The organism is Coprococcus sp. AM14-16 (assembly GCF_003434675.1).
Lineage (GTDB): Bacteria > Bacillota > Clostridia > Lachnospirales > Lachnospiraceae > Coprococcus > Coprococcus aceti.
This window is the reverse complement of record NZ_QTLL01000002.1, coordinates 490,972-504,222: the sequence shown is the minus strand read 5'-3', so window position 1 is coordinate 504,222 and position 13,251 is coordinate 490,972. Positions and strand designations below refer to the sequence as shown.

Annotated in this window: 10 protein-coding genes; 2 read left to right on the top strand and 8 right to left on the bottom strand. The window is 45.8% G+C overall.

Annotated features, from left to right (window positions below; genetic code table 11):
- Window positions 1-130: 130 nt before the first annotated feature.
- Window positions 131-2,614 carry a GH36-type glycosyl hydrolase domain-containing protein gene (locus DW159_RS08280; protein ID WP_055145855.1) on the top strand — a complete coding sequence of 828 codons (2,484 nt, stop codon included), beginning with the start codon at window positions 131-133 and terminating at the stop codon, window positions 2,612-2,614.
- Between the two features lie 198 nt (window positions 2,615-2,812).
- On the opposite strand, the gene DW159_RS08275 is transcribed toward DW159_RS08280, so the two are convergent.
- Together DW159_RS08275 and DW159_RS08270 are read right to left on the bottom strand one after the other, a co-directional pair.
- Window positions 2,813-3,574 carry a M23 family metallopeptidase gene (locus DW159_RS08275; RefSeq protein WP_117549984.1) on the bottom strand — a complete coding sequence of 254 codons (762 nt, stop codon included), beginning with the start codon at window positions 3,572-3,574 and terminating at the stop codon, window positions 2,813-2,815.
- A gap of 83 nt (window positions 3,575-3,657) precedes the next feature.
- Complete coding sequence (locus tag DW159_RS08270; RefSeq protein WP_242992645.1) at window positions 3,658-4,608, bottom strand: SpoIID/LytB domain-containing protein; 951 nt, start codon at window positions 4,606-4,608, stop codon at window positions 3,658-3,660.
- A 261-nt stretch (window positions 4,609-4,869) separates the two neighbouring features.
- On the opposite strand from DW159_RS08270, the gene DW159_RS08265 reads away from it, so the two are divergent.
- Window positions 4,870-5,085, top strand: coding sequence for a cold-shock protein (locus tag DW159_RS08265; protein ID WP_015534471.1), 216 nt, complete (start codon window positions 4,870-4,872; stop codon window positions 5,083-5,085).
- 107 nt (window positions 5,086-5,192) lie between these two features.
- On the opposite strand, the gene DW159_RS08260 is transcribed toward DW159_RS08265, so the two are convergent.
- From DW159_RS08260 to dnaK, 6 genes are all read right to left on the bottom strand, one after another.
- Window positions 5,193-6,269, bottom strand: a complete 1,077-nt coding sequence (locus tag DW159_RS08260; protein ID WP_117549980.1) for a glycoside hydrolase family 5 protein — start codon at window positions 6,267-6,269, stop codon at window positions 5,193-5,195.
- 153 nt (window positions 6,270-6,422) lie between these two features.
- Window positions 6,423-8,864: a glycogen/starch/alpha-glucan phosphorylase gene (locus DW159_RS08255; RefSeq protein ID WP_117550562.1), complete on the bottom strand. Its 2,442-nt coding sequence runs from the start codon at window positions 8,862-8,864 to the stop codon at window positions 6,423-6,425.
- Between the two features lie 301 nt (window positions 8,865-9,165).
- Entirely contained in the window at window positions 9,166-9,975 is an 810-nt protein-coding gene (locus DW159_RS08250) for a J domain-containing protein (protein ID WP_117549978.1), read from the bottom strand.
- Window positions 9,976-9,978: 3 nt separating this feature from the next.
- A complete protein-coding gene (locus DW159_RS08245) occupies window positions 9,979-10,878 on the bottom strand; it encodes a DUF5685 family protein (RefSeq protein WP_117549976.1) in 900 nt (299 codons plus the stop codon).
- Between the two features lie 54 nt (window positions 10,879-10,932).
- Window positions 10,933-11,328 (bottom strand): hypothetical protein, encoded by a 396-nt coding sequence (locus DW159_RS08240; RefSeq protein WP_015534466.1) that lies wholly within the window; start codon window positions 11,326-11,328, stop codon window positions 10,933-10,935.
- A gap of 25 nt (window positions 11,329-11,353) precedes the next feature.
- Entirely contained in the window at window positions 11,354-13,114 is a 1,761-nt protein-coding gene (gene dnaK / locus DW159_RS08235; RefSeq protein ID WP_117549975.1) for a molecular chaperone DnaK, read from the bottom strand.
- Window positions 13,115-13,251 lie beyond the last annotated feature (137 nt).

Here is a 13,251-nt window from a genome sequence, read left to right as displayed (position 1 = left end):
TTATATAATCAGAGTGTATGGCTGACTTTAAGGGAGAATTTAGCACAAGTCGATACAAAAGCGGCTTCAGGGGGGCTGGCATAGCCATCTGGAAGCCTTCACAAAACATTGGAAGGAAGGTATATGCTACATGAAATTTGGTTATTTTGATGATGCCAACAAGGAGTATGTCATCACATCTCCTAGAACTCCTTATCCTTGGATCAACTACCTTGGAACACAGGATTTCTTTTCACTGATCTCCAACACTGCAGGAGGTTACAGCTTCTACAAGGACGCTCGTCTTCGTAGAATCACAAGATATCGTTATAACAACGTGCCTATAGATATGGGCGGACGTTATTTCTATATCAACGACAATGGTACAATATGGAATCCGGGATGGTCACCGGTAAAGACAGAGCTTGACGAGTATCAGTGCCGTCATGGTATGGGATATACAATCATCACAGGTAAGAAGAATGACCTTAAGGCTGAGGTTACTTTCTTTGTTCCTCAGAACTACGCTGGAGAGGTTCAGCAGGTCGTTCTTACAAATGAAGGCTCAGAGGAGAAGACATTCTCATTCTTCTCATTTGAGGAGTGGTGTCTCTGGGATGCACAGGATGACTGCACCAACTTCCAGAGAAACTTCAGTACAGGTCGTGTAGAGGTTGTCGGATCAACTATCTACCACAAGACAGAGTACAGAGACAGACGTGACCACTTCGCATTCTACACAGTGAATGACGAGATCGATGGTTACGATACAGACAGAGATTCATTCATCGGACTTTACAACGGCTTCCACAACCCACAGGCTGTTGAGGCTGGCAAGTCAAATGATTCATTTGCTGATGGATGGTCACCTATCGCTTCACACTACAAGAAGATCACTCTTGCTCCAGGCGAGACAAAGACTCTTGTATTTATACTTGGATATGTTGAGATGCCTGTTGACCAGAAGTTCGAGGCAGACGGCAAGACTATCAATAAGGTAAAGGCTCTCGAGATGATCGAGAAGTACAACACTCCTGAGAAGGTTGCTGCAGGTCTTGAGGAGCTCAAGGAGCACTGGAACAGACTGTTGAGCATTCTCAACGTTAACACACCTGATGACAAGGTTAACCGTATGGTCAACATCTGGAATCAGTATCAGTGTATGGTTACATTCAACCTTTCACGTTCAGCTTCATACTTCGAGTCAGGTATCGGCCGTGGTATGGGATTCCGTGATTCCAACCAGGATGTGCTTGGATTTGTTCATCAGATCCCTGATCGTGCAAGAGAGAGAATCATCGATATAGCTTCAACACAGTTCCCAGACGGTGGATGCTACCATCAGTACCAGCCACTTACCAAGAAGGGTAACGCAGATATCGGTGGAGACTTCTCAGATGATCCATTATGGCTGATCCTTTCAGTTTCAGCTTATATCAAGGAAACTGGTGACTGGGGCATCCTTGACGAGATGGTTCCATATGACAACGATATGTCAATTGCAAAACCTATGCTTGACCACCTCAAGGTTTCATTCTACAAGATCGTAAACAACCTTGGACCACACGGACTTCCACTTGCAATGAGAGCTGACTGGAACGATTGTATCAACCTTTCATGCTTCTCAGATACACCAGGTGAGAGCTTCCAGACATACACCAACCCTAAGTTCGCTGCTGAGGGTGGATACTCAAAGGTTGCTGAGTCAGTTATGGTTGCTACACTCTTCACATATGCAGGTCCTAACTACGTTGCTATCCTTAAGCACCTTGGAATGGACGCTGAGGCTGATGCTGCTCAGGCTGAGATCGACAAGATGAAGGCCAACATCATGGAGTCAGCATGGGACGGCGACTGGTTCCTCAGAGCTTACGATGCAAACGGTGAGAAGATGGGATCCAAGGAGTGCGAGGAAGGTCAGATCTTCATCGAGCCACAGGGATTCGCTATCATGTCAGACATCGGTAAGGATCAGGGCTGCGACAAGAAGACTCTTGCTGCAATCGATGAGAGACTTAATACACAGCACGGACTTGTACTCAACAACCCAGCATTTACAAAGTATTACATCCAGTATGGTGAGATTTCTACATACCCAGGTGGATACAAGGAGAATGCCGGAATCTTCACACATAACAATGCATGGATCATCTGTGCTGCTGCTTACGCAGGTGCCGGTGATCAGGCATTTAAGTACTACTCAGAGATAGCTCCAGCTTTCACTGAGGAGACATCAGATATACACAAGACTGAGCCATATGTATACGGCCAGATGATCGGTGGTAAGGATGCCGGATCTGATATCGGCAAGCCGGGCAACCACTTCGGTCAGGGTAAGAACTCATGGCTGACTGGTACTGCTGCTTGGAACATGGTAGCTATATCACAGTACATCCTTGGTATCTCAGCAGACTTCGATGGTCTGAAGATCGATCCATCAATTCCTGCTGCATGGGATGGAATGACAGCTACACGTCAGTTCCGTGGTGCTACATACGACATCAAGGTTTCTAACCCAGATCACATCAACAAGGGCGTTAAGAGCGTACTCGTTGATGGCAACGCTATCGAGGGCAACGTTATCCCAGCATTTGGCGATGGCAAGACTCACTCAGTAGAGGTTGTAATGGGCTAATATAGACCGTGGATTATAAAGCACATTTAAGAAAATATACGTAAGTATATAGTGCAAAAGCCCCACAATATCTATTTTAGATATTGTGGGGCTCTTTTGTTTATATGGCCTATCTTCTTCATCCCGCCACGGGATTGTTGCAAAACGCTATGTTATCATCACAAAAGATACAACTTAGCAACCTGTCCAACCCTCCCTCTACTGTATAAGCAGCATTGGATCCACAGGATTGCCGTCCTTCTCGACTGCAAAATAGAGATTGCTTCCTTCCTCGCTGTAGAATCTGCTTGGCTCGCCAATGGTTCCCACTACCTGGCCGGCGTCCAGATGCTCGCCAAGTGCAACCTTCACATCCTGAAGCTGTCCAAGTGTCACGGTGTAGCCGTCTCCAAGCTCAAGCTTGACGTAATTGCCCAGCTCTGGGTTGCTTGAGACCTCCGCTACCTTGCTCTCATATACAGCCTTGACCTCATCGCCCGTCTGCGCCTCAATTACCATTGCAGGGCTGCACTTGTATTCCTTGAGTGTCTCAAAATACACTGTCATATCCATGCTGTAAGGAATTATCACATTGCCATTTATAGGCCATGATATGCTATCCTTTGGATCGTAATGCAGGCTGTCATTTGAAACTCCTGAAGCTCCAGTCTCAGCACTCTCACTCTCCGCTGTGGATGCAGCGGAATTCTCTATGGTATTATCCGTCTCAATATCTTTCTGCTCTGATGTACCTTCATCCGACACTCCGCTGTTCTTATCATTTTTCTTATCGTTCAAAGCTTCCTTAGCATCGGCTTCCGTCGTACTGTCATTCGGCGTATTCTGTCCTATTGTTATGGTCTTCTCCTTTGAATTGGTCTGTGCGTTATAAAGTCCGAGCACTGTCACAAGCACTGCCATGCCTGTGATGAGCGAGATATAAAATATATTCTTCTTTATGCCGCCCAAAAATTTCTTCATATTCATCACCTCATCTGTATCATGTCCACTTATTGGCACTTATATACAGATGATTTGAATGTGTAAATGTTTTTTATCAGCCTTTATTTTGCAATCTCTATTCCAGTATAATAATACCTGAGGATCTGATCATACTTCTCTCCATTTTCCGCCAATACAGACGCCCCATACAGTGACATTCCCAGAGAATCTCCAACGCCCACCGTTATGATCCTGTATCCATCCTTAACCTTATCTATGTGTATATTCGTCGAGGCAAGTCCCAGTTGTTCTTTGAAAACATCAGCCTCCAGCTCGCTCCCAAATACATTTATGGTCTGTGCAAATCCAGATTCTGTGGCTGTCATAACCTTGACCTCATCCGTCATATTGTCAGCGTCTATCCATTTTCTGAATATCTTCTGAAGCCTGTCCCCGCTGTATATCTCAGTGGTCGAAAAGTCCTCCGCCATCTGATCCACATCACTTGCCACCTGCCTGAGATACGGTATGTCATGCCCATATATTTCCTGTGCACTCACAGTATGCCCTGTACTTATCATATGATACGCCGGAAGTATTACCTCTCCACCGTATTTCATAACCTGTCCACCGGTCGCATACACCGCCTTCTCCGCCCTTCTCATTATCCCGGAGCACTCGCCTCCCCATTTCTTCTTGAGCTGCGATTCCGTATATCTTATCTCCCGGAGCTGGGACTCATTTATAAGATTCTTTGTCTGCCCCTGTGTGGCGGAATTCCTGTCATTTTCATCCATCTGGTAATAGATTCCGGTCCTAACCACAACTGCGACCGCCTTGAGCATTTCATCGCTCCATTTGTCACTCATCATTCCCGCCAGCGTCGATGCTGTATACTCTTCCACATCCACGAGGGAATACTCCCCATTATCATAAATACACACATTGCGTCCGCTTTTTGCCGATCCGTCAGTGTCATCTCCCCCAACCGCCTTGTCGTATATTCCTGATATTATGTAAGCAAGTGCCATAGCACACGCAATCCCTATAATGATCGTCTTTGCATTTCTCATTTCACCCTCCCGCATTTTTATACCTCTTATATATATATCGTTTTTACACTGCTCATATACCCTTTTTACTGAGAAATCTTAACGCAAATTTTAGTCGTATCGTTTATTGACAAATGCAACATGACATAATATGATAATAGCGTATTCAAGATTAACGGTTCGATTGCTATATAAGGTAAGCTTTTCTTTGGAGTATTCTCTATAAGGTATATTGTAGTGTTTTCATTGAGTACAAATTTTCATTTTTAGGAGGTACTCGTGATGAAGAACGGTACAGTTAAGTGGTTCAACGGAGAAAAGGGTTATGGATTCATCTCAGATGATGAGACAGGAAAGGACGTATTTGTTCATTTTTCAGCAATCAACTCTGATGGATATAAGACTCTTAACGAGGGACAGAAGGTTACATTTGACGTAGAGGCTGATCCTAAGGACGCTTCTAAGGAGAGAGCAACTAACGTAACAGTTGTAGCTTAATTCACATATAACCATTAACACAAGAACAGGCGCTATACAGATCTTTGATCTATATAGCGCCTGTTTTTTATTGCTTGTTAATATCACGGTTTCCTCACGGCTTCCCGTTACGCCCTGCTTCCGAGAGCCTTCTTGCGGGCTCTGTATTTCGCTCTGATATAACGGCCTGCCTCAGACAGTTCACTCGTCTTCCACCGGCTCGTCTTGCTCGTCCACGACGCCAGGAGGGATGCCGATTCATTCTTTTTGCTGAGACTCCAGCAGAAATAGCTGACATTCGCCTTGTTGAGTCTGGTCAGCCATTTGCCGGTGTAGGCTTTGCTTATGCCTCCATCGCCGCTTGCCGCGGACATTCCGAACTCTGTGACTATGACCGCTATCCCCTTCTTCCTTGCGTATGCAAGCTTCGCAGGAAGATACCGGTTGTGGCTCCACTCATTAGCATAGAAATGGAGTGAGTACATTATATTCTTGTAGCCCTTGATAGGGTTATCCGCAACCTCATTGTGTGTGCCATCCGAACCGAGCTGGGACCATGTCGGCGTTCCCACTACGATGATCGCCTTCTTGTCATACTTTCTTATGACCTTTATGACCTGGGACGCATATCGCTTGACGGTCTTCCAGTCGCAACCATTTGGCTCATTGCATATCTCATAAATGATATTTTTCTGTTTCTTATACTTCTTCGCCATAGTTGCAAAGAATCTTCTTGCCTCTGCAACCTGTGTCATAGGATTCCCGTCGTTGAGTATGTGCCAGTCGATGATCACATACATGCCGAGGTCGGTCGCATATTTCACGCCCTTGTATATCTGATTTCGAAGTGCCGCTTTGCTGCCGCCCGCGCAATAGCCGTTGTATTCAGATGTATACATGGCAAGTCTTACCGCATTAACTCCCCAGTCGTCTCTCAGAGTCTTGAACGCCGCCTTGTTCACATAAGGATATCCCACATCCCAGTTGATACCGTGTGTGCTGATTCCCCTGAGCTGGAATTTCTTGCCCTTGGCATCCACCAGATCTGCTCCCTTCACAGACAGTCTTCCATGTGTCGCCACCGGCGTCTTTACCTTCGTAGCTGCAAATGCATCACAGTTCGGCTGTACGGCAACCGCTGTAAATATCATTACAAATGCGAGCAGCAGAGCCGTGAGTCTGTGTCTCAATTTTCTACCTTTCATATGTTTATAGCCCCCTTTTCATCACAACGTAACATATATATCTATCATAACATAGGCGCGGATGTATTAACAGATGCAAAATAAAAACGGACACCATACGATCATTACCATATGATGCCCGTTTGTTATTTATTATTTCATTCTATCTGATAATTACTTATCAAGGGAAACCTTAACCTTCTTAAGCTTCCAGATCTCCTTTGCATACTCCTCGATAGTTCTGTCTGATGAGAACTTTCCAGCGCATGCTGTGTTGAGCATAGCCATCTTTGCCCAGCCCTTCTCATCCTGGTATGCCTTGTCAACCTTCTGCTGAGCCTCTGCATATGAATCGAAGTCCTTGAGGATGAAGTATACATCTTCCTTTGTGAGAGAATCATAGAGATCTCTGAATCTGTCCGGATCATCCTTTGCATAAGTGCCATCGATAAGCTGTGTGAGAACTCTTCTTACAGCCTGGTTGTTATTGTAGATATCCATTGGGTTGTAGCCGCCCTCGCGCTCATACTTCATAACCTCTTCTGCTGAGAGACCGAAGATAAATGCGTTCTCGATGCCAACTTCCTCAACAATCTCTACGTTTGCTCCGTCCATGGTTCCAAGTGTAGGTGCTCCGTTCAGCATGAACTTCATGTTACCTGTACCTGAAGCCTCTCTTGAAGCTGTTGAGATCTGCTCTGATACATCTGCTGCTGCGAAGATGATCTCGGCATTGGATACTCTGTAGTTCTCTATAAATACAACCTTGATCTTGCCATCGATTGAAGCATCGTTGTTGACAACATCTGCAACTGAGTTGATGAGCTTGATGATAAGCTTAGCTCTCTTATATCCTGCTGATGCCTTTGCTCCAAAGATGAATGTTCTTGGGTACATATCGAATTCTGGCTCTGTCTTCAGTCTGTTATACAGATGCATAACATGAAGGATGTTCAGGAGCTGTCTCTTGTACTCATGAAGTCTCTTAACCTGTACATCGAAGATTGAACGAGGATCTACATCCACATTGTTGTGCTCCTTGATGTACTTTGCAAGACGGATCTTGTTCTGGTACTTGATGTTCATAAACTCCTGCTGGCACTTCTCATCGTTCACATATACCTTAAGCTTCTTAAGGTGTGAAAGATTGGTTATCCACTCGTCACCGATCTTGTCTGTGATCCAGTTTGCAAGAAGTGGGTTAGCATGAAGCAGGAAACGTCTCTGAGTGATACCATTTGTCTTGTTGTTGAACTGCTCTGGTCTCATCTCATAGAAGTCTTTAAGCTCTCTCTCCTCAAGGATCTTGGTATGAAGAGCTGCAACACCGTTTACTGAGTAAGAACCTGCGATTGCAAGATGAGCCATCTTAACCTGGCCATCGTACAGAACTGCCATATTCTTAACCTTATCCTGGTTGCCCGGATACATCTCCTGGATCTTGAGAACGAATCTTCTGTTGATCTCCTCAACGATCTGGTAGATACGTGGAAGCAGTCTTGAGAACAGCTCGATAGGCCACTTCTCAAGTGCCTCTGCCATGATCGTATGGTTGGTGTATGCACATGTTCTTGTTGTAATATCCCATGCGTCATCCCACTCAAGGCCTTCCTCATCCATGAGGATTCTCATGAGCTCGGCAACTGCTACTGTTGGGTGTGTATCATTCATCTGGAATGTCACCTTCTCTGGCAGCTTGTGGATATCCTTGTTGAGCTCCTTGAACTTGAGGATTGCTCTCTGAACTGATGCTGAGATGAAGAAATACTGCTGTCTCAGTCTAAGTTCCTTACCTGCGTAATGATTGTCATTTGGATAGAGAACCTCAACGATAGTCTTTGCAAGGTTCTGCTGCTCTACTGCCTTCTCATACTCACCCTTGTCAAATGAGTCAAGGCAGAACTCCTGGATTGCCTCGGCATCCCAGATTCTAAGTGTATTTACAACGTTGTTGCCATAACCGATGACTGGAAGGTCATAAGGTACGGCACGAACTGACTGATATCCATCCTGTATAAAGTAGTTTCTGCCATTCTTGTTCTCAACTCTGACATATCCACCGAACTTAACTTCAACAGCGTACTCTGAACGCTTAACCTCGAATGGGTTGCCATCCTTGAGCCAGTCATCCGGCATCTCAACCTGATATCCATCCTTGATACCCTGCTTGAACATACCATACTTGTATCTGATACCACAACCGTATGCAGGATAACCAAGTGTTGCCAATGAATCAAGGAAACAAGCTGCAAGACGTCCGAGACCGCCATTACCCAGAGCGGCATCAGGCTCCTGATCCTCTATAAAGTTCAGGTCAAATCCTAACTCGTCAAGTGCTTCCTTAACTGCATCGTAGTAAGTCAAGTTGATAAGATTGTTACCGAGTGCTCTACCCATAAGGAACTCCATAGACAGATAATAAACTGTCTTGACGTTCTTCTTCTCATACTCCTTGTGTGTAGCAATCCATCTGTCAATGATGTCGTCCTTTACTGCGTAGCTGACTGCCTGGAATACCTGCTGTGGAGTAGCCTCCTCGATAGGCTTGCGGAAAAGGGTCTTTACGTTAGTAATGACTTCCTTCTTGAAGCCTTCCTTATCGAAATCTGCTAACATCTTCATCTGATTCATTCCCTCCTTGGATAAATAGATATAATTTTTTCCATTTTCACTGTTTCATTCTATCATCAACCTTTTTTTTTAACAATACATGAGAAAAAATTTGTTAAATAACACTATAAAATTAGACTATAGTCAAATAGAATTTGCAGTTTTTTTACATAAAAGGCGATAAATGTCTGATAATATCGAGATTAATTGGGGGTTCTTGCGTTTTCAATGATTACCAGAATATTGTAAATGCACCACGTATACGATATAAAACCCCTGGGAGAGGCAACTCCCAGGGGTTTTATATCTAACTTCGTCCGTATCCACTCGGCATGCAGCACACGCAAGGCATACCGCCCATGCAGCACGACATGAGAGCACATATGGTACAAAGGTTGTTGCAGAACTTTCCGCCGGTCGGCATATCCATTCCATACCCGGCACCTCTGTCCATGTACCACTGACGGCCGCTCTTGATGGACTCATACGCCTGGCGGTATTCCTGATTGCCCGGCTCAAGCTCCATTGCACGCTTCAGCATCTCCATGGCTCTTATCTGATTGCCAAGTCCGGCGTTGCACACGCCACTGTAATAGTGCCACTTGGCATCGTGATTCTCTATCTGATTGAGGACGTTCTTCGCCTCCTCATAGCTTCCGCTGTTCATATAGTTCTTCGCGGCCTGAAAATATCTGGAATCTTTATCATTCGGATCGTAGTCATTCTGTCTCTGATAGCCACCGAAACCAAATGGGCCAAATCCTCCGAAACCGCCAAATGGATCATCATACTGTCCGTAGCCTCCTGACGAACCGCCGTAAGAACTTCCACCATACGGACCATATGAACCGCCAGATCCATAACCGCCGCCGTAGCTCTGCGAGCTTCCAGTTCCATACCCACCAGCACCACCGTAACTTGCACGGTCAGCCTCGCCGCTCACTATGGACTTGTACGCCTGCTGTATCTCCTTGAACTTTTCCTCAGCCTCATCCTTGTGAGGATTGTTGATGTTCGCATCCGGATGATACTTCCGGCTCAGCCTTCTATATGCTTTTTTTACTTCTTCTTCGCTGGCACCTCTTTTGAGTCCCAGCACCTCGTAAGGATCTTTCATAATTTATTCCTCATCGCCGCATCTTCTATTTGTAGTCGAATAATATGCTTCCCATATTCCTGAGTATATTATGTTCCTGAGTATACCTACATTTTCAATAATAGGAAGCATCTCATACTCTTTTGCAAGTGGTGCCACCATCATCATCAGAACATCCTTCGTCCACTCTGCAAGCTCCTGCCATTTGTCCTGTTCTATGGTTTTATCCGCACCCACTGATTGTACCTCAACACCCAGCTCATGCGCAAGCCTGCACACGAATGGATTGTAATTTCCAGCACCTATATCCTTCTCTATATCGTCATACGCGTCCATTATGTAGACAAATTTGCCCAGATAATAGCCTATGGTGCGGAGATATGTTTCCCACTCATCATGTTTCGGGGCACATATCTCTGCCATTATATTGCCAAAATGCCCCGACAATGCGTCCATATCATCGGATCCCACCTCCTCCAGCTCGCTTATCGCCTTGAGGTTCTCCGCTATAACCTGGATCTTCTGTGGATAATCTTCCTTGAGCCTCCTGCCATTTTTCCCGGCGAGCAGCACATCCGCATACAGCTTCCGGGTAAACATATGCTCATCATCCCAGTCGTCTATGCATTTGTAATAGGTAAGTATCACGTTCATGTCCGCCACATAGTCCGTGTACTCGTTCTGTACATAAGTATGCTTCGATGTAGGGTGTGCGATACATCTTCTGCGGCCCGAAAGCTTCTCCGGTTCGTACAGTCCCGTCAGAAGAAGGACCAGAAATGTCATATCATAGCTGAGACTTATCTGTCCTCTCGCACCGTATCTGTCCTTCAGCGATTTGCACAGGCCACAGTAATACCTACGGTATTCATCGTATTCTTTCATCTTAAGCTCAGGCTGGTTCACCACTATATATCCAAACATCTCTCAATCTCCACACTGTATTTCAACTCAAAATATCTAAAGTCCGCATCATCACTAAGACTTCTTCACAAATCTGTTGCCGCACTTAGGGCATCTGATCTCTATCTTGCCCTTTCCCCTTGGAACTCTGATCATCTGCTGGCATTTGCTGCAGACAAATATCTTGTATTCCTTGCCGGCTTCCTTCTGTTTCTTCGCGCGCTTGAATATATTCCTCACGCCCGCGGTATGCTCCATGAACCATCTGTTCTGCGCCGCGCGCTTGTCATAGTTCTTGGACATGATCCTGACATATCCATATATGAACATGAGAAGTCCAAGGAAATAAAATATCCCTGTCTTGATAAATGCATCCAGCACCATAAATATCAATCCGCCCCAGGTAAGGAATGATGACAACTGATCGTTGCCGTACCTGGATCTCATAAATCTTATAAATTTGTCTTTCATAATTCACCATTCTCCTCGCAAATTCTTACATTGTCTCCAGCTTCTCTGCGGATTCCTGGAGCTGTCTGTAGGCTTCCTTCATCCTGCCCATCTCCACGTCATCTACATGATTCATGTCTGTTCGTGTCACAAGCTTTCTCAGATACTCGCAGTCGCTCTTGATCCGTTTCATTTCTTTTTTATCGAGCTGTGCGCCCTTGGTCTCAAGAAGATTCTCTACCTTATATACATACGCCTCGGCCTCGTTCATAATGTCTTTGAACTCTCTGGCTCCAGCCACATCATCCTCGTACTTCTTCGCATCCTCCCTTGCTCTGCGGATCTCCTCCTCCGAGAGGTTGGTGCTGGATGTGATCACTATCTGCTGTTCCACGCCCCTGCCAAGATCCTTAGCTGAAACCTTGAGGATACCATTTGCATCCATGTCAAATGTGACCTCGATCTGAGGAACGCCCGCCATGGCTCTCTTGATACCGCTGAGTCTAAAGTTGCCTAGCAGCTTGTTGTCCCTTGTGAAATGTCTCTCGCCCTGGTACACCTTGATCTCGACATCCCTCTGGAAATTGCCCGCCGTGGTAAATATCTTTGATGCCCTGGTCGGAATGGCAGAATTTCTCGGAATGATGACATTTGCCACGCCTCCAAGGGTCTCAATGGACAGCGAGAGAGGTGTCACATCCATGAGAAGAATGTCATTCACCTTGTTCGACACGGTGAGCTCGCCGCTGAGCTTGCTTCCCTGGACTGCTGCACCCATGGCAACGCACTCGTCCGGGTTCATATTCTTGGATGGTTCCCTGCCGGTTATGGCACGAACCTTATCCACAACCGCCGGTATACGGGTAGAGCCACCCACCAGCAGCACTTTGTCTATCTGATTTCTCGTTATGCCCGCATCGGATAATGCCTGGTTTACAGGTCCCGCCGTTCTCTCCACCAGATCATAGGTCAGCTCGTTGAACTGTTCCCTTGTTATCGTCATATCCAGATGCACCGGCTGATTCTTCACTGTCGATATAAATGGCAGATTGATGTGTGCAGTCTGCGCAAATGAGAGCTCCTTCTTGGCATTCTCACAGGCTTCCCTCACTCTCTGGGATGCCGTGATATCCTTCGCCAGATTGACCTTTGTCTCCTTTTTAAAGGTCTTGATGACGTAATCCAGCAATCTCTCATCAAAATCATCTCCGCCCAGATGATTGTCTCCCGCGGTGGCAAGAACCTCTATAACGCTGTCCCCTATCTCTATAACAGACACGTCAAATGTTCCTCCGCCCAGATCGTATACAAGTATCTTCTGCGCCTGTCCATTGTCAAGACCATAGGCGAGAGCCGCCGATGTAGGCTCATTTATGATTCGAAGCACATTCAGTCCCGCTATTCTTCCGGCGTCCTTTGTGGCCTGTCTCTGGCTGTCGTCAAAGTAAGCCGGAACTGTTATGACTGCATCAGATACCGGTCCGCCCAGATAACTCTCAGCATCGCTCTTCAGCTTTGCAAGTATGATGGCGGATATCTCCTGCGGCGAATAGTCCTTGCCGTCTATCCTCTTTCTGTATGTTGTTCCCATCGCTCTCTTGATGGATGTGATAGTTCTGTCCACATTCACAGTCATCTGTCTCCTGGCAGCCTCACCCACCAGTCTCTCTCCATTCTTTGTGATGGCTACTATGGAAGGTGTGGTCCTGCCGCCCTCCGAATTCGGTATGACAGTTGGCTGATCGCCCTCAAGCACTGCCACACAGCTGTTTGTTGTTCCCAGGTCTATTCCTACTACTCTGCTCATATATGTCAACCTCTCTGTAATGTTATTCTAATCTACTCATGGGGACGGAGGGGTCTGACACCTCCGTCCCCATATATTGTATATAATAACCATCACTTATGAACATAATTTGGACAAAAAATAAAGTAAGTATAAAG

Bases quoted from the DNA above. Each gene is read 5' to 3' on its own strand.
- DW159_RS08280 (WP_055145855.1), top strand. From the start codon at position 131: ATGAAATTTGGTTATTTTGATGATGCCAACAAGGAGTATGTCATCACA.
- DW159_RS08275 (WP_117549984.1), bottom strand. From the start codon at position 3,574: ATGAAGAAATTTTTGGGCGGCATAAAGAAGAATATATTTTATATCTCG.
- DW159_RS08270 (WP_242992645.1), bottom strand. From the start codon at position 4,608: ATGAGAAATGCAAAGACGATCATTATAGGGATTGCGTGTGCTATGGCA.
- DW159_RS08265 (WP_015534471.1), top strand. From the start codon at position 4,870: ATGAAGAACGGTACAGTTAAGTGGTTCAACGGAGAAAAGGGTTATGGA.
- DW159_RS08260 (WP_117549980.1), bottom strand. From the start codon at position 6,269: ATGAAAGGTAGAAAATTGAGACACAGACTCACGGCTCTGCTGCTCGCA.
- DW159_RS08255 (WP_117550562.1), bottom strand. From the start codon at position 8,864: ATGTTAGCAGATTTCGATAAGGAAGGCTTCAAGAAGGAAGTCATTACT.
- DW159_RS08250 (WP_117549978.1), bottom strand. From the start codon at position 9,975: ATGAAAGATCCTTACGAGGTGCTGGGACTCAAAAGAGGTGCCAGCGAA.
- DW159_RS08245 (WP_117549976.1), bottom strand. From the start codon at position 10,878: ATGTTTGGATATATAGTGGTGAACCAGCCTGAGCTTAAGATGAAAGAA.
- DW159_RS08240 (WP_015534466.1), bottom strand. From the start codon at position 11,328: ATGAAAGACAAATTTATAAGATTTATGAGATCCAGGTACGGCAACGAT.
- dnaK (WP_117549975.1), bottom strand. From the start codon at position 13,114: ATGAGCAGAGTAGTAGGAATAGACCTGGGAACAACAAACAGCTGTGTG.